Here is a 15,380-nt window from a genome sequence, read left to right as displayed (position 1 = left end):
TGTTTCCATGACCGGCGTGACGGTTAAATCCCCTTCTGGGCACTACAATTGGCGCACCATTGGTCGTCTCGCCCTCAGGCACAAAAAAAAGATCCTTATGGCGCAAGCCGTCGCTTTATTGGCGGCGCTGGCGGCCGTGCCGGTGCCTTTATTGATTCCAATGCTGGTGGATGAAGTCCTGCTTAACCACCCAGGCACAGCTGTCACTTTCATCAACCGCTGGTTTCCCGCCGCGTGGCATGGTCCCGTGCTATACATTGCGGTCATTCTGGGGGTTTCTTTTGTTCTTCGTATTATCGCGTTGATCTTCAATGTCTTGCAAACCCGGCAATTCGTGAAAGTGTCCAAGGATATTATTTTCCGCCTGCGGTCGGAATTATTGCAGCGTCTGGAAAAAGTCGCCATGGCGGAATACGAATCTCTTGGCAGTGGCACGGTAGTTACGCATTTAGTGACCGATTTGGATACGCTCGATAATTTTCTCGGCGCCACCATCAGCCGTTCTCTGATTTCGGTACTGACTATTCTAGGCACGGCAGCTATTTTGCTCTGGATTCACTGGCCGCTTGCCCTCTTTATTCTCTGCCTCAATCCGATTGTGATTTACTTCACCAAGGCATTGGGGAAACAGGTCAAACGCCTCAAAAAGAAAGAAAATTCAGCCCTGGAGGCATTTCAACAAGCGCTGACGGAAACCCTGGACGCCATCCAGCAAATCCGCGCCAGCAACCGCGAGCATTATTATTTTGGCCGCCTGACCGACAAAGCCAGCCAAGTCAAACAAGATGCTTCCAATTACGCCTGGAAAAGCGATGCCTTGAATCGCTTGAGCTTTGTCATCTTTCTCCACGGCGTGGATTTGTTCCGGGCCACTGCCATGTTGATGGTGGTCTTTTCAGATCTCACCATTGGCCAGATGCTGGCGGTATTTGGTTATTTATGGTTCATGATGGCGCCGGTCCAGGAACTACTAGGCATTCAATATGCTTTCTACGGCGCTCAGGCCGCCTTGACCCGCATCAACCGCCTGCTTGATCTAAAACAGGAACCCCGCTATCCGCATCGCGAGAATCCATTTAAAAACAAGCGCACCACCGGTGTCTCGGTGCAAGATCTGCATTTTTCCTACGGCCATGAAATTGAAGTCCTCAAGGGCGTTACCCTAGATATCCAGGCCGGGGAAAAAGTCGCCCTGGTGGGCGCCAGCGGCGGTGGCAAATCGACTTTGGTGCAAGTCTTGATTGGGCTCTACAGCCCCACCTCAGGCATGGTGTATTACGACGATATCCCCATCACCCAAATCGGCATGGATGTGGTGCGGGAAAACGTGGTGACGGTTTTGCAGCACCCGGTGCTTTTCAATGATACGATTCGCGCCAATTTGACTCTGGGACATGACCACGCCGACCTGGCGCTGTGGCGGGCATTGGAAATTGCCCAGCTCAAAGACACTATTCAACGCCTGCCCGCTCAACTGGATACCATTATCGGCCGTAGCGGTATGCGTTTGTCCGGCGGCCAACGCCAGCGTCTGGCCATTGCCCGCATGATACTCATGAATCCGAAAGTGGTGATTCTGGATGAAGCTACCTCCGCCCTGGATACGGAAACGGAACAACGGCTCCATGATGCCCTGAGCGGCTTTCTCACCAACCGTACCACCATCATTGTGGCCCATCGGCTTAGCGCCGTGAAACAGGCCGACCGGGTTTATGTTTTTGAAGACGGTCAGATCTGCGAGCAAGGCGAACACGAGCGTCTTCTCTCTCTCAATGGGCTGTATGCTAAACTCTATGGAGAAAGCCAACAGGCGCTACCATAACCCTATCTCAAGTGATTTTCCCCTACGATCTCCACAGCCATTCTACTGCTTCGGATGGCGCGCTATCTCCCACGGAATTAGTGCGGCTGGCAGTTGAAGCCGGCGTTCGGCATCTTGCCCTGACCGATCACGATTCTGTTGCCGGGATCCAGGAAGCCGCTGAAGCCGCCCAAGACCATCCAATTCAACTGATTCCCGGCGTTGAAATTTCAGTCACCTGGGAAAAAAGATGCTTTCATGTGCTGGGACTCAACATTGATCCGAATTCTGAATCTTTAACCAAAGGACTCAGGCGGTTGCAACAACTGCGCCGGGAAAGAGCCGAAAGAATGGATGTCCATTTAAAAAAGCACGGTATTTCAGGGGCCTTGGAGGCAGTCCAATCCATGGCTGGGGAAGGCATGATCACCCGTACCCACTTTGGCCGTTTTTTGATTGCCCAGGGTTACGCCAAGGATATGCCTGATGTTTTTGATAAATTCTTGGTTCGCGGCAAACCCGGATATGTGGCTACCCAATGGGCGGATCTGGAGGAAGCCTTGGAATGGATTCAACAGGCCAGCGGCATCGCCGTCCTGGCCCATCCATTACGTTATAAACTGACCGGCGCTTGGCTACGCCGCTTTCTCACTGCCTTCAGATCCAGTGGTGGCTTGGGGATTGAAGTGGTTTGCGGCAACAGCACACCCGTTCAAATAGAAGCCTGCGCGGACTACGCCAGGCGTTACCGGTTGATGGGTTCGGTAGGCTCGGACTTTCACGACCCTGCCTTCCCCTGGATTGAATTGGGCAAATTACACCCCCTTCCTCAAGGGGTGACACCAGTTTGGGAAGGCTGGCAATAGAGGGGGAACTATGGGCCAGGAAATCGAGCATATTCACTTTAGCCAAAAGGATTTCGAACGTTTTCTAAAGCGGCTTGGCGAAGAAACCGAGCTGCTGCGTTCCTTGGAAAAAGGCTGGCAATTTTCTGACAAAGGCCCGGTTGCTGGCTTCGAAATCGAGGCATGGCTGGTGGATCAACACATGCGTCCAGCACCCTGTAACGACCGTTTTCTAAAGCGCTTGGCCGATCCCCTCGCCTCCCCGGAACTGGCCAAATTCAATATTGAGCTGAATAATCACCCCCGTGACCTCCAAAGCGATGCCTTGTCGCGTCTCCATCACGAACAGGAAGAAATCTGGCGCAAGGCCCAACAGACAGCCCAGGCGCTGGATTGCCGCCTGCTCATGATCGGCACGTTGCCGACCTTGCGGCAAACGGATTTGACCCTTAAAAACATGTCGGAGCTAAACCGCTACCGGGCCCTCAACGAACAGATCCTTCGTCTTCGGGGTGAACCCCTCCATCTGGAAATCACCGGCGAGGAACACTTGGAGTGTTTCCATGACGATGTCATGCTGGAAGCGGCCGCCACCTCGTTCCAGATCCATCTGCAAACGCCCCAGGATCAGTTTACCCCTTTATTCAATGCCTCCATCATGGCGTCCGCCGCCACCTTGGGGGCAGGGACCAATGCGCCTTACTTGTTTGGCAAAGACCTGTGGGCGGAAACCCGGATTCCCTTATTTGAACAATCCATCGAAATCGGCGGCTATGGCGCCGCTATTCATGGACCTTTGCGCCGGGTTGGCTTTGGCAACCGGTATCTCAAACAAGGTGTCTCGCAGGCTTTCCGTGAGAATCTGGAACATTTCCCGGTGCTGCTGCCTATCCTTTTCGAAGATCCACCAGATAAATTCTCCCACCTGCGCCTCCACAATGGCACCATCTGGCGCTGGAACCGGCCACTGGTAGGTTTCGACCAAAACGGCACGCCCCATTTAAGAATCGAGCACCGGGTTCTGCCGGCGGGGCCGACCATCATTGACATGATCGCCAACGCCGCCTTTTATTATGGTCTGGCTTACAACCTGAGCCAGGAACAAAAACGACTGCCATTTTCCCAGGCCCGTGATAATTTTTATCTGGCCGCCATGCATGGTTGGGATGCTCATGTCACCTGGTTTGAAAACGTCCGCTGGCAATTGCGAAAATTACTTTTGGAGGAACTGATTCCAAGAGCCAGGGAAGGCTTGGCGCAATTGGCGATTTGCCGGCGGGACCGGGAAAAATATTTAGGGATAATCCGGGACAGAATCGCCGCCAATCAATGCGGCAGCCAATGGCAACGCCGTTATATTGCCGCTCACGGCAAGGATTTCGCCGCCATGACCCGAACTTATTGGCAACACCAACAACAAGGAAAACCCGTGCACACATGGCCGATTTGACTTTGCACCAAATAGATACTGTGCCGCCAGGATTACTGGAGATTGATGCCAAAGAACTTTACACCCTTTTGCCTGGCCCGACCTTACTTCACTTGGAGGGCAAAGATCCCGCCCGGTTGTTTATTTCTATCCTTTTGCACGGCAATGAGGTCACCGGCCTGCTGGCCGTGCAACGGTTGTTGAAAAAATATCAGGACCACCCATTACCCCGCTCTTTGTCCATCTTTTTCGGCAATATCGAGGCTGCCAGGGCAGGCGTTAGACGTCTTGAAGGACAACCCGATTACAATCGCGTCTGGCCAGGCACTGAACATCCCCCCTGTCCTGAAGTTTCCCTCATGAGACAGGTGTGGGAAACCATGGCCGCCCGGCCGCTTTTCGCCAGCATCGATATTCACAATAACACCGGCCGCAACCCTCTCTATGGTTGTGTCAACTGTCTGGAAGCGCCTTTTCTGCAACTGGCCTCCTTTTTTGGCCGCCTGGTGGTGTACTTCCTTCGCCCAAAGGGCGTGCAATCCATGGCTTTTGCCAGGTTATGTCCCGCGGTTACTCTGGAATGCGGCAAGCCAGGCATTTCACAAGGCGTTGATCACGCCTTTGATTATGTGGATACATGTTTGCACTTGAAGGAAATTCCCAATAAGCCGCCCAGTCCCGGAAACGTCGATCTTTTTCATACCGTTGCTCAAATCAAAATCCGTAAGGATATCTATTTCAGCTTTACTGACGACAAGGCGGATTTGGTGCTACGGTCAGATCTGGATCATTTGAATTTCATGGAGCTGTCAGCCGGGATTGCCCTGGGAGAAGTCCACTGCGACACGATACCGTTGATTGCCCTGGATGAAGACGGCAATGAAGTCACCCACCTTTATTTCCAAGTCCAGGCAGGTAAGTTAATCCTCAAACGCAAGGTTATGCCTTCCATGTTCACAATGGATGAACGCATCATCCGCCAGGATTGTTTGGGTTATTTGATGGAAAGGCTGCCGTTGCCGATTTAGATTTCACAACGGAGGCGCCGGGTGGCCGCTTGTGGGGATGTCGGCGGCCTGGATGGCCGCCGTCAAGTCTCCATGGATGGATTTACGACGTTCCCCACAAGCGGCCACCCGGCGCCAATAAATGGACTAGATTTAAGTAATCATCCTTCCTACAAAACCTGCAAATCCGCATAGGCCAGCATCAGCCATTTGGCGCCCGCGTTTTCAAAATTGACCTGTACCCTGGCATTTTTGCCTTCCCCTTCGCATTGAAGCACCGTGCCTTCGCCAAAGGCGGCGTGCATTACCCGTTGACCCAGTTTTAAGGGCGGTTCTTCCATGGATGTTGGGCTGGTGGAAACGGGTTTGGATATCCGGGCAGTCATGCGGATTTCCTCCAGGTATTGGGTGGGAATTTCCCGCAAGAAACGCGATTCACGGGGATAGGTCTCCCGCCCGTAGAAGCGGCGGCATTCGGCGTAGGTCATAGTTAATTTTTCCATGGCCCGGGTCATGCCCACATAACACAAGCGCCGTTCTTCTTCCAGGCGCAACGGGTCTTCCAAGGATTGCATGGAAGGAAACAGCCCCTCTTCCATTCCCACCATAAACACCAGGGGAAACTCCAACCCTTTGGCGGCATGCAATGTCATCAACTGAACGCTGTCCTCCCCGGCATCGGCCTGGGACTCCCCCGCCTCCAAAGCCGCGTGGGCCAAGAAGATATCAAGTGGCGTGCCTTCTTCTTCCTCAGGATCGATTACTGCAAATTGCCGGGCAGCGTTGACCAATTCTTTCAGGTTCTCCATCCGGGTTTCCCCTTGTTCGCCTTTTTCCTTGCCGTAATGGTCCAGCAGACCGCTGGTTTCCACCACCTTTTTGACTTGATCAGCCAAATCCAAACCTTGGGTAGCCTCTTCCATGGTTTCGATTAACTGCAGAAATTTGTGCAAGGCGTTGCGCGCCCGCGCGGAAAGCTCCTGACTTTGGCATAAAGCTTCCGCCGCCCGCCACAGTGAGAGCATGTGGTGGCGCGCATAGTCCCGGACAATATCCACCGTCCGCGGGCCAATACCGCGGGTAGGCAGATTCACCACCCGCTCGAAGGAAGGATCATCGTCCCGGTTGGCTATCAGACGCAAATAAGCCAGCGCGCTTTTGATTTCCGCCCGCTCGAAGAACCGCAGCCCCCCATAGACCCGGTAGGGGATGCCAGCAGCGAGCAGATGCTCTTCAAACAGGCGGGATTGCGCGTTGGAGCGGTAGAGAATGGCGATGTCGCTTCCAAGGCAGCCTTGTTCCAATTTTTGCTGTATGCGGTCTATGACAAAGCGGGCTTCGTCCTGATCGTTGAATGCCGCATACACAGAGATGGGCTCCCCTTTGCCCCCTTCAGTCCAGAGTTTTTTCCCCAACCGGCCCCGATTGTGGGAGATCAACCCATTGGCGGCTTCCAGAATCTGAGCGGTGGAGCGGTAATTTTGTTCCAGGCGCACCAGCCGGTGGCCGGGAAAGTCCTGCTGGAAGCGCTGCAGATTTTCCACCTTGGCGCCCCGCCAGCCATAGATGGATTGATCATCGTCTCCGACCACAAACAGGTTTTCATTGTCCCCGGCCAACAGCCGCAACCAGGCGTATTGAATGGCATTGGTGTCTTGAAATTCATCCACCAGAATCTGCTGGAAACGGCGCTGATAATGGGCCAACAATGAACCGTGTTCCCGCAATACTTCGTGGGCGCGCAGCAGCAACTCGGCGAAATCCACCACTCCCGCCCGCTGGCAATGTTGTTCGTAGGCCTGATAAATTTCCAGCATTTGCCGTTCAAATAAATCGTTCGCCACCAAATGTTGGGGACGCAAGCCTTCATCTTTATTGGCATTGATATACCATTGCACCTGACGGGGCGGCCAACGGCCTTCATCCAGGTTCATTTCCCGGAGCAGGCGGCGGATCAGGCGGTACTGGTCATCGCTGTCCAGGACTTGGAAGCCATCGGGCAGTCCAGCCTCCTGGGCGTGGCGGCGCAGCAGCCGATGGGCCAGTCCGTGGAAAGTTCCCAGCCACATGCCCCGGGTGTCCAGATGGAGCAGGCTTTCCACCCGGCCGCGCATCTCGCTGGCGGCCTTGTTGGTAAAAGTTACCGCCATCAAGGTATGGGGAGAAAAGCTCTCCACTTGCATCAGCCAGGCCAGACGATGAACCAGCACTCGGGTTTTGCCGCTGCCGGCGCCGGCCAGTATCAACATGGGTTGCAGGGGCGCGCTGACGGCTTCGCGCTGGGCGTCGTTGAGGGGATCGAGAATCGTGGTGATATCCATGGCCTTTATTTTACCGGATACCGACCCCATATTTCCGTTATACTTGGAAGGCAGTTTGTTGGGTTTGTGGAGAGACTTTTGGGATGAAATTTCCTAAAAGCAATTTTTAACCCTTAAAGTCAATCAAAGGAGAGAGGTTATGGGTTTTGATTTCAAGAAAATGTTGAAATATGAACGCAATATCGGCGACAAGGAACAAAAAATCCGCTACGGCATAGGCGCTTTGCTCATTTTTATTTCCCTGTTTTTGGGCAGTGTCATTCTTCTTATGACTGGCATTGTCCTACTGGCCACGGGATACACCCGTTGGTGCCCGATCAATTCGGGACTTGGCAGGAACACTTTCGCCTCTTGCTGTGGCGGCGCTCAGCACAAGAGCGACCAAGCCACCCAACATTGAGTTGAATCCCTTCGGCGCAGGGACGCGTCTTTTATTTTTCTGAGTTTTTTCTTTTTACCTAAATTTTGCAAGTGATTCGCGCACCGAGGGTGTCAAGCAAGGCTTTAGGCAAGGCGGCAAGCCCATTTTCGCGCAGGCGTAGCAGCGCTACTTCGAGCATAAAATTGGTGCGGCCAACGCAGCATAAAGGCTTGATTTGGCAGTCGACTGCCGAAATACTTGCAGAATTTAGGTTTTAATTTTCACTCCAATTTTGGTTGCTATACTTTATTCCGAACAACAATGGGATAAAGTCAGTGCTTATTTCAGAGATCATGACCCGAAGAGTCACCGCAGTCGCCATGGATGCGAGTGTGCGGCTGGTGCGTGGCATTTTCGGGGACATGGGGTTCCACCAGATCCCGGTGGTGGACCGGAAGAAACTGGTGGGGATAATCTATGAAAATGACTTATTGCACGTCATCAGTCCCTACGTGGATACGCCTTCTGAAACCGAACGGGACCGGGAAACCCTGAAAAAAAGAGCGCACCAAATCATGACCAGGGAACCAGTGACGGTGCGGCCTGAAACCTTTGTCATCTCCGCTGCCGCCGTTCTGGTGCAAGAAAAAGTTTCCGCCCTGCCCGTGGTCGATAAAGATCACAAACTGGTTGGCATTGTGAGCTGGAGAGATCTACTCCGGTTTTTCCTTGACAATCTAGCCTAAATTTTGCAAGTGATTCGAGCACCGAGGGTGTCAAGCAAGTCTTTAGGCAAGGCGGCAAACCAATTTTCGCGCAGGCGTGGCAGCGCTACTTCGAGCATAAATATTGGTGCAGCCAACGCAGCATAAAGGCTTGATTTGGCAGCCGACTGCCGAAATACTTGCGGAATTTAGGCTAATTAGTCTTTGCGCTCAAATTCCCCTTCAATGGTCACCGTCGCGCCGCCACTAGGGCCTTTGGGTCCACCCGGCGTCCTCTGAATCATCCATCGTTTGATAATATATTGGGCAATCCGGCGGCGGGTGGAAGGCAGCAAACAAAGAAAACCCAAGAAATCAGTAAAAAAACCTGGGGTTAAAAGCAGCGCCCCGCCCACAAGCAAAATTGGCCCTTCCACCATTTCCAGGGCGGGTACTTTCCCCTGGGCCAGGCTCTGCTGGAGCCGGAACCAAGTATTGAAACCTTCAATTCTCAGTAGCCAGGCGCCCACCACGGCGGTGAAGACCACCATGAAAATCGTCGGCAAAGGTCCGATAATAGAACCTATGACGAGCAACAAGTAGATCTCGATCATAGGTACAATAAGAAAAAGCAGAAATAACAAACGTAACGGATTCATAAATTCGGAAACTTTGGTTAATTTAACAACGCCCATTATGTCATCTTTCGCCATGAGCACCCATCACCAAATCATTTACTGCACCTGCCCCGATAAAGAAGCCGCAAAAAAACTTGCGCAAGGCTTGGTGGAAAATCATCTGGCGGCATGCGTCAACATTATCCCTGGACTCACCTCGGTCTACCCCTGGCAAGGGAAAATCGAGACGGATAATGAAGTGTTACTATTAATTAAAACCCGCAGCGAGTGTTTCCCGGCGCTGGAGAATTATATCCAAACCCACCACCCTTACGAACTTCCCGAAATCGTTGCGGTCCCCATTGAGCAAGGTGCAAAACAATATTTAGACTGGGTGAGCGAATGGGTCGACACTTCTCATTAATTCAAATCATAATTTGCCTGTGCCTGCTACTGGCGGGTACCGTTGAATCCTCTGCCGCGGAAGATCCGCTTGGTCAGCTTTCCCGCTCCATCAAAACCTTGGGGCTGAACTTATTCCAGGACGAACTCCTGCCCGCGGATCAGGCATTTCATTTCAGCGCCGAAACCGACGGCCCGGAAAAAATCAAGCTTCATTGGCAAATTGCCGATGGCTATTATCTCTACCGCAACCAGTTCAAAATTGAAAAAATCCAGGGCGAGGCCAAGCTTGGCACCCCCAGGTTCCCCCCTGGCAAACAAAAGGACGACCCGGAATTTGGCACCACGGAAGTCTACTTTCATAGCGTGACGGCGACGGTTCCCCTCCAGCGCCTGCAAACCCAATCCGGCTCCCTCACCCTCCGTGTCGGCTTTCAAGGTTGCGCGGAAAGGGGAGTATGTTATCCGCCAATGCAAAAAACCATCACCTTGACTTTGCCGCCAATCACAGCCGCAACCCAATCTACCGCGGTATCTCCTCCACCAACGGAAACCTTGGCGGAGCAGGACCGCATTGCCCGGGTGATGAAAGATCAGAGTTTTTGGTGGATTATTTTAATCTTTCTGGGATTTGGCATTGGTCTCTCGTTTACTCCCTGCGTTTTTCCCATGCTGCCAATTCTCTCCGGCATCATTGTCGGTCAGGGAAGAAGTATTACCACCGCCAGAGCCTTCACCCTCTCCCTGAGCTACGTGATTGCTTCCGCCTTGATGTATACCGTGTTTGGCGTGTTGGCGGGGCTATTTGGCGCCAACTTGCAGGCTGCTTTTCAAAACCCCTGGATTATTGGCACTTTCAGCGCGGTCTTTGTCCTGCTGGCGCTCGCCATGTTCGGTTTGTATCAGTTGCAAATGCCGTCTAGTTGGCAATCCAGGCTGGCGAATTGGCGCGGCGGCAAAAGCGGGGGGATTGTCAATGCGGCTGTCATGGGGGCCCTATCGGCCTTAATTGTAGGCCCCTGTGTTGCAGCCCCTTTAGCTGGCGCCTTGATTTATATCGGCCAAACCGGCGATGCGGTACTGGGGGGCGCAGCCTTGTTTGCTATGGGCCTGGGGATGGGACTGCCGTTGATCGCGATAGGCACATCGGCCGGGAAGCTGCTGCCGCGGGCCGGTTTATGGATGAATACCATCAGAGCCATTTTCGGAGTGATTTTATTAGGCGTGGCAATTTGGTTGCTGGAACGCATTCTGCCGCCCACGGTAACCATGGTTTTATGGGCATTATGGCTGATTGGCCCCGCTATCTATTTAGGGGCTACCAGCCCTTTGCCCGAAGAGGCCAGCCATTGGCGGCGGCTGGGCAAAGGGCTTGGCATTGTCATGCTCACTTATGGCATTTTGCTTTTGATTGGGGTTTCCGCTGGCAGCCGTGATGTGTTGCAGCCACTGAAAATCCTGTCGGCCCGTTCTGGATCGCAAAATCCCCCACAGGTGCAATTTCAGCGTCTCACCTCCCTTCCTCAGTTGGAGCAAAAAATGGCGGTGGCCAAAAACCAAGGGCAATGGGTAATGTTGGATTTTTACGCGGACTGGTGTATTTCCTGCAAAGAGCTGGAAAATGGCACTTTCGCCCACCCGCAAGTCCAACAGGCTTTGCGGCCGCTACTTACCTTACAGGCCGATGTCACCGCCAACACCCTGCCGGAAAAAGCTTTACTCAAGCGTTTTGGCCTGATTGGCCCACCGGCGGTGCTGTTTTTTACCCCCCAAGGTCAAGAATGCCCTTCCGCCCGTTTGATTGGCTTTATTCCGCCAGAGCGGTTTTTAGAGCATCTTCGTAATCTGCCGCAAAAATGCGCCTAAATTAGACAAACCATGAAAAATAAATGGATAGTCGTTCTGGCGGCGCTGGTGGCATTGCTAGGCGGCGTTGCTACTTCCTTTTGGCTCAACGCTCCGAAAAATCCGCCCCCTTCCTTGCCAACCATGCAGATCCCCGATCTCCATGGCAAATCTCACCAACTCACAGAATGGCAAGGTAAGGTGCTGGTGGTCAATTTCTGGGCCACCTGGTGCGCTCCCTGCCGCCAGGAGATCCCCGATCTTAACCGCTGGCAGCAGCAATATGGCGGCCATGGGCTGCAAATTATCGGGATAGCCGTGGACAATCCCGGCTCCGTTACTAAATTCATCCAGGATGTTCCCATGGACTACCCGATACTCGTTGCAGAAAAAACAGGATTATCCCTGGCCACTTTGATGGGAAATATTCTTGGCGTTTTACCCTACAGCGCCATATTTGATCGTAGCGGTAAATTAGTCTTTGGCCATGCGGGTATTTTGGACGCGGATACTTTTAACAAAAGGGTCAAAATCCTGCTTAATTGAATCAATTCACCAGGACCACGTGATCTAAACACGTAAAGGTTTGATTGAAGGGGGCGGGTGGTCTGATTCGAAACCTCGACGCCAGGGAAGCCGACGTGGAGCCTACAGGGGTGAGCCGGACCGAAAGCCCAGAGGGACTTTCGCAGCCTGCGAGCGCCCGAACAGGGAGGTTTGGGCAGGACTTTCTTGCACAGCAGGAATGCGCAGCAAGAAAGTATTCACGGCGTTTTTCGAATCAGACCACCCGCCCCGACTTGTATAGATGATGGACAGTTCGCGCACGTTCTGGACAAAACCCGCCAATTTCTGCACAATACCAAGGATTTTAGCGTCCATTGCAGGCATCATGGCCCACATTACCGTATTAAACGGACCCAACTTAAATTTACTTGGTACGCGGGAGCCAGAAATATATGGCGCCGACACTTTGGCCGATATCCAGCAGCGATTAACCAATATCGCCCAACAGCACCGCCACCAGTTAAGCTTTTTCCAAAGTAATGCCGAACATGTATTGGTAGAGCATATTCACGAAGCCTGGCGGCAAAAAGTGGCCTTTATTCTCATCAACCCGGCTGCCTTTACCCACACCAGCGTTGCTCTGCGGGATGCTTTTCTTGGCACCCAAATTCCCTTTATCGAAGTGCATTTGTCCAATGTCCACGCCCGAGAGTCATTTCGCCACCATTCCTATCTATCTGATATCGCCCAGGGCGTCATCAGCGGTTTTGGGGCCTTGGGATATGAATACGCACTACTGGCCGCCATTCACCATATAAGCGAGTATTGAGGTTATGTATGGATATTAGAAAAATAAAAAAACTCATCGAAATATTAGAAGAAACCAGTATCGCCGAAATAGAAATTCATGAAGGAGAAGAGTCTCTCCGAATCAGCCGGGTTAGCGCTACCACGCAAATTGTGGCTCCCGTTGAAACGCCACCCCCAGCGCCCCAGCCTCAAGCACCTGCCGAAGAGGTTGTTCCCGCTGCGGAAGAGGTGGAAGAAGAACCGGCGGGACACATTGTCCGCTCCCCCATGGTAGGGACTTTTTACCGCGCCCCCGCCCCTGGCGCGAAACCGTTTGTGGAAGTCGGTCATCATGTCAACGTAGGGGACACCCTGTGTATTATCGAGGCCATGAAAATCCTCAATCAAATCGAGGCGGATAAATCCGGTGTTATCACCAAGATTTTGGTGGAGAACGGCCAGCCCGTGGAATACAACCAGCCTCTATTCGTCATCGAATAATTCAGGTCAGTCAAGGGATTCATCATGCTCGATAAAATTGTGATCGCCAATCGGGGCGAAATTGCCTTGCGTATTTTGCGCGCCTGCCGGGAAATGGGCATCCGCACCGTCGCCGTCCATTCCGAAGCAGACCGGGATCTGAAACACGTCCTCATGGCGGACGAGGCTGTCTGCATTGGCCCGGCCCCATCTTCGGACAGTTACCTCAATATTCCCGCCATCATCAGCGCAGCGGAAGTCACCGATGCCGTGGCTATTCACCCAGGTTACGGTTTCCTTTCGGAAAATGCCGATTTTGCGGAAAGGGTTATGCAAAGCGGCTTCATTTTCATTGGCCCACGGCCTGACACCATTCGCCTGATGGGCGATAAAATCTGCGCCAAAGAAGCCATGCAGCGGGCGGGCATCCCCTGCGTCCCAGGTTCCGACGGTCCACTGGGGGATGACTACATGGAAAACTTGAAATTGGCTAAGGAAATTGGCTTTCCGGTCATCATCAAGGCAGCTGGCGGCGGCGGTGGTCGCGGCATGCGCGTGGTCCATTCCGAAGCCGCGCTGATTAACGCCATTACCATGACCAAGGCCGAAGCAAGCAGCGCTTTCGGCAATGATCAAGTATATATGGAAAAATTCCTCGAACGCCCCCGGCATATAGAATTCCAAATCCTGGCGGACAGTCATGGTAACGCCATCCATCTGGGGGAAAGGGATTGCTCGATGCAGCGCCGCCACCAGAAAGTCTTGGAAGAAGCTCCCGCCCCAGGGCTGACGGAAGATCAGCGCCGGGAAATTGGCGAGCGTTGCGCATTGGCCTGTCAGGAAATTGGGTATTTGGGCGCGGGCACCTTCGAATTTTTGTATGAAGACGGAGAATTCTATTTCATTGAAATGAATACCCGCCTCCAAGTAGAACACCCGGTGACAGAAATGGTCACTGGTGTTGATTTGGTCAAGGAGCAAATCCGCATTGCCGCTGGCGAGCCCATGTCCTATACCCAAGAGGATATTGTCATGCGGGGTCACGCCATTGAATGCCGGATCAATGCCGAAGATCCCGATAATTTCATGCCGTCTCCCGGTTTGATCGAACAGCTCCATTTGCCAGGAGGCCCTGGCATTCGCGTGGATACCCATATTTACGCGGGTTACCGGGTGCCACCCTTTTACGATTCGATGATTGGCAAACTGATTGCCCACGGTGAAACTCGAAGCTGCGCCTTGGCAAGAATGCGTACCGCCCTGAGTGAAACCATAATCACCGGAATCAAATGTAATATTCCGCTTCTCAGCAGAATCATTTCCGATAGTGGTTTCCGCAGCGGCGGCCAGCATATTCATTACCTGGAAGACATGCTCGGCATGCGTGAATAATAAGGTGCCCTGGCTACAGCTTTCCTGCTCCTTACCCAACGAAGTTGCCGAAGGGGTTAGCGAGCTTCTGGAGTCCCACGGCGCGCTGGCAGTCACTTTTTCAGAACTGGGTGACCAAGCTCTGCTGGAACCCGCACCGGGCGAAACGCCGCTATGGCAACAGACGCGCTTGACTGCCCTGTTCGAAATCGATGCCAATCTTGGAGAAATCCAAGCTTCTCTGGAAAAGCACTTCCCTGATACAGTAACGGATTTCCGTCAAGAGCGATTGGAAGACCAGCCTTGGGAACGGGCATGGCTAGAGCACTTCAAGCCGCTTGCTTTTGGCCGTTTATGGATTTGTCCCAGTGGCCAAACACCCCCTGCCCCGGAAGGCATTCGACTAGTGTTAGATCCGGGATTGGCTTTTGGCACCGGAACCCACCCCACCACGGCACTTTGCTTGGAATGGCTGGCACAGCAGGATCTCCAACAGCTAACCTTAGTGGATTATGGCTGCGGTTCGGGAATTTTGGCTGTTGCCGCATTGCTGCTTGGCGCGCGGCAAGCCGTCGCTGTCGATATTGACCCCCAAGCACTGATTGCCACTAAAGAAAATGCAGACAAAAACCGGGTAGCCAAGCAGCTGATCTGCTGTTATCCTCAAAGTATGCCTGACTTGACCGTTGATGTCGTTGTAGCCAACATTTTGGCCACACCTTTAATAGAATTAGCTCCGAAAATTACAAAAATAATAGCAAGGGGCGGGAAACTGGCGCTTTCTGGGATTATGGAAAACCAGATAGCGGAGGTCCAGCGTGCGTATAGTGGCCAGATTCAGTTCGAGGCTCCGATTTTCCGGGAAGGATGGGTTCTTTTAACAGGGAATAGATTTTGTTGA

General features: G+C 52.9%; 16 protein-coding genes. 13 read left to right on the top strand and 3 right to left on the bottom strand.

What is annotated here, in order from left to right; all coding sequences use genetic code 11:
- The first annotated feature begins 7 nt into the window (after nucleotides 1–7).
- The 4 genes from AXA67_07705 to AXA67_07690 are packed head-to-tail and all read left to right on the top strand — an operon-like array spanning nucleotide 8 to nucleotide 5,103.
- Entirely contained in the window at nucleotides 8–1,822 is a 1,815-nt protein-coding gene (locus AXA67_07705; GenBank protein ID KXJ41097.1) for an ABC transporter ATP-binding protein, read from the top strand.
- Nucleotides 1,819–2,667 carry a phosphoesterase gene (locus AXA67_07700; protein ID KXJ41096.1) on the top strand — a complete coding sequence of 283 codons (849 nt, stop codon included), beginning with the start codon at nucleotides 1,819–1,821 and terminating at the stop codon, nucleotides 2,665–2,667. The genes AXA67_07705 and AXA67_07700 overlap by 4 nt, the downstream gene beginning before the upstream one ends.
- Before the next feature lie 10 nt (nucleotides 2,668–2,677).
- Nucleotides 2,678–4,096, top strand: coding sequence for a glutamate--cysteine ligase (locus tag AXA67_07695; GenBank protein ID KXJ41095.1), 1,419 nt, complete (start codon nucleotides 2,678–2,680; stop codon nucleotides 4,094–4,096).
- The gene (locus AXA67_07690; protein ID KXJ41094.1) at nucleotides 4,084–5,103 is read left to right on the top strand and encodes a peptidase M14; all 1,020 of its coding nucleotides are present in this window, start codon (nucleotides 4,084–4,086) and stop codon (nucleotides 5,101–5,103) included. The genes AXA67_07695 and AXA67_07690 overlap by 13 nt, the downstream gene beginning before the upstream one ends.
- A 149-nt stretch (nucleotides 5,104–5,252) precedes the next feature.
- On the opposite strand, the gene uvrD is transcribed toward AXA67_07690, so the two are convergent.
- Nucleotides 5,253–7,403 (bottom strand): DNA helicase II, encoded by a 2,151-nt coding sequence (gene uvrD, locus AXA67_07685; GenBank protein KXJ41093.1) that lies wholly within the window; start codon nucleotides 7,401–7,403, stop codon nucleotides 5,253–5,255.
- A 139-nt stretch (nucleotides 7,404–7,542) separates the two neighbouring features.
- On the opposite strand from uvrD, the gene AXA67_07680 reads away from it, so the two are divergent.
- Together AXA67_07680 and AXA67_07675 are read left to right on the top strand one after the other, a co-directional pair.
- Nucleotides 7,543–7,803 (top strand): hypothetical protein, encoded by a 261-nt coding sequence (locus AXA67_07680; protein ID KXJ41092.1) that lies wholly within the window; start codon nucleotides 7,543–7,545, stop codon nucleotides 7,801–7,803.
- A gap of 296 nt (nucleotides 7,804–8,099) precedes the next feature.
- A complete protein-coding gene (locus AXA67_07675; GenBank protein KXJ41091.1) occupies nucleotides 8,100–8,510 on the top strand; it encodes a hypothetical protein in 411 nt (136 codons plus the stop codon).
- Between the two features lie 176 nt (nucleotides 8,511–8,686).
- On the opposite strand, the gene AXA67_07670 is transcribed toward AXA67_07675, so the two are convergent.
- Nucleotides 8,687–9,127 (bottom strand): exlusion protein FxsA, encoded by a 441-nt coding sequence (locus tag AXA67_07670; GenBank protein ID KXJ41129.1) that lies wholly within the window; start codon nucleotides 9,125–9,127, stop codon nucleotides 8,687–8,689.
- Nucleotides 9,128–9,164: 37 nt separating this feature from the next.
- On the opposite strand from AXA67_07670, the gene AXA67_07665 reads away from it, so the two are divergent.
- Genes AXA67_07665 through AXA67_07655 form a run of 3 tightly spaced genes read left to right on the top strand, consistent with a single transcriptional unit; the run spans nucleotide 9,165 to nucleotide 11,878 of the window.
- The gene (locus AXA67_07665) at nucleotides 9,165–9,509 is read left to right on the top strand and encodes a hypothetical protein (protein ID KXJ41090.1); all 345 of its coding nucleotides are present in this window, start codon (nucleotides 9,165–9,167) and stop codon (nucleotides 9,507–9,509) included.
- The gene (locus tag AXA67_07660; protein ID KXJ41089.1) at nucleotides 9,488–11,353 is read left to right on the top strand and encodes a hypothetical protein; all 1,866 of its coding nucleotides are present in this window, start codon (nucleotides 9,488–9,490) and stop codon (nucleotides 11,351–11,353) included. The genes AXA67_07665 and AXA67_07660 overlap by 22 nt, the downstream gene beginning before the upstream one ends.
- Before the next feature lie 12 nt (nucleotides 11,354–11,365).
- Nucleotides 11,366–11,878, top strand: coding sequence for a hypothetical protein (locus AXA67_07655; GenBank protein ID KXJ41088.1), 513 nt, complete (start codon nucleotides 11,366–11,368; stop codon nucleotides 11,876–11,878).
- 102 nt (nucleotides 11,879–11,980) lie between these two features.
- On the opposite strand, the gene AXA67_07650 is transcribed toward AXA67_07655, so the two are convergent.
- A complete protein-coding gene (locus AXA67_07650) occupies nucleotides 11,981–12,223 on the bottom strand; it encodes a hypothetical protein (protein KXJ41087.1) in 243 nt (80 codons plus the stop codon).
- A 1-nt stretch (nucleotide 12,224) separates the two neighbouring features.
- Between AXA67_07650 and AXA67_07645 the strand changes: the two genes are divergently transcribed.
- Genes AXA67_07645 through prmA form a run of 4 tightly spaced genes read left to right on the top strand, consistent with a single transcriptional unit; the run spans nucleotide 12,225 to nucleotide 15,380 of the window.
- Nucleotides 12,225–12,668 (top strand): 3-dehydroquinate dehydratase, encoded by a 444-nt coding sequence (locus AXA67_07645; protein ID KXJ41086.1) that lies wholly within the window; start codon nucleotides 12,225–12,227, stop codon nucleotides 12,666–12,668.
- Between the two features lie 8 nt (nucleotides 12,669–12,676).
- On the top strand, nucleotides 12,677–13,129 hold the full coding sequence (locus AXA67_07640; protein ID KXJ41085.1) for an acetyl-CoA carboxylase biotin carboxyl carrier protein subunit: 453 nt from the start codon (nucleotides 12,677–12,679) through the stop codon (nucleotides 13,127–13,129).
- A 24-nt stretch (nucleotides 13,130–13,153) separates the two neighbouring features.
- Nucleotides 13,154–14,500 carry an acetyl-CoA carboxylase biotin carboxylase subunit gene (locus tag AXA67_07635; GenBank protein KXJ41084.1) on the top strand — a complete coding sequence of 449 codons (1,347 nt, stop codon included), beginning with the start codon at nucleotides 13,154–13,156 and terminating at the stop codon, nucleotides 14,498–14,500.
- A gap of 4 nt (nucleotides 14,501–14,504) precedes the next feature.
- Nucleotides 14,505–15,380, top strand: coding sequence for a ribosomal protein L11 methyltransferase (gene prmA / locus AXA67_07630; protein ID KXJ41128.1), 876 nt, complete (start codon nucleotides 14,505–14,507; stop codon nucleotides 15,378–15,380).

Source organism: Methylothermaceae bacteria B42 (assembly GCA_001566965.1).
GTDB lineage: Bacteria > Pseudomonadota > Gammaproteobacteria > Methylococcales > Methylothermaceae > Methylohalobius.
The sequence above is the reverse complement of the archived record's forward strand: the minus strand, read 5'-3'. Positions and strand labels throughout refer to the sequence as shown.

Bases quoted from the DNA above. Each gene is read 5' to 3' on its own strand.
- AXA67_07705 (KXJ41097.1), top strand. From the start codon at position 8: ATGACCGGCGTGACGGTTAAATCCCCTTCTGGGCACTACAATTGGCGC.
- AXA67_07660 (KXJ41089.1), top strand. From the start codon at position 9,488: ATGGGTCGACACTTCTCATTAATTCAAATCATAATTTGCCTGTGCCTG.
- AXA67_07670 (KXJ41129.1), bottom strand. From the start codon at position 9,127: ATGAATCCGTTACGTTTGTTATTTCTGCTTTTTCTTATTGTACCTATG.
- AXA67_07645 (KXJ41086.1), top strand. From the start codon at position 12,225: ATGGCCCACATTACCGTATTAAACGGACCCAACTTAAATTTACTTGGT.
- AXA67_07665 (KXJ41090.1), top strand. From the start codon at position 9,165: ATGTCATCTTTCGCCATGAGCACCCATCACCAAATCATTTACTGCACC.
- AXA67_07695 (KXJ41095.1), top strand. From the start codon at position 2,678: ATGGGCCAGGAAATCGAGCATATTCACTTTAGCCAAAAGGATTTCGAA.
- AXA67_07655 (KXJ41088.1), top strand. From the start codon at position 11,366: ATGAAAAATAAATGGATAGTCGTTCTGGCGGCGCTGGTGGCATTGCTA.
- AXA67_07680 (KXJ41092.1), top strand. From the start codon at position 7,543: ATGGGTTTTGATTTCAAGAAAATGTTGAAATATGAACGCAATATCGGC.
- AXA67_07635 (KXJ41084.1), top strand. From the start codon at position 13,154: ATGCTCGATAAAATTGTGATCGCCAATCGGGGCGAAATTGCCTTGCGT.
- AXA67_07690 (KXJ41094.1), top strand. From the start codon at position 4,084: ATGGCCGATTTGACTTTGCACCAAATAGATACTGTGCCGCCAGGATTA.
- uvrD (KXJ41093.1), bottom strand. From the start codon at position 7,403: ATGGATATCACCACGATTCTCGATCCCCTCAACGACGCCCAGCGCGAA.
- AXA67_07650 (KXJ41087.1), bottom strand. From the start codon at position 12,223: ATGCCTGCAATGGACGCTAAAATCCTTGGTATTGTGCAGAAATTGGCG.
- AXA67_07640 (KXJ41085.1), top strand. From the start codon at position 12,677: ATGGATATTAGAAAAATAAAAAAACTCATCGAAATATTAGAAGAAACC.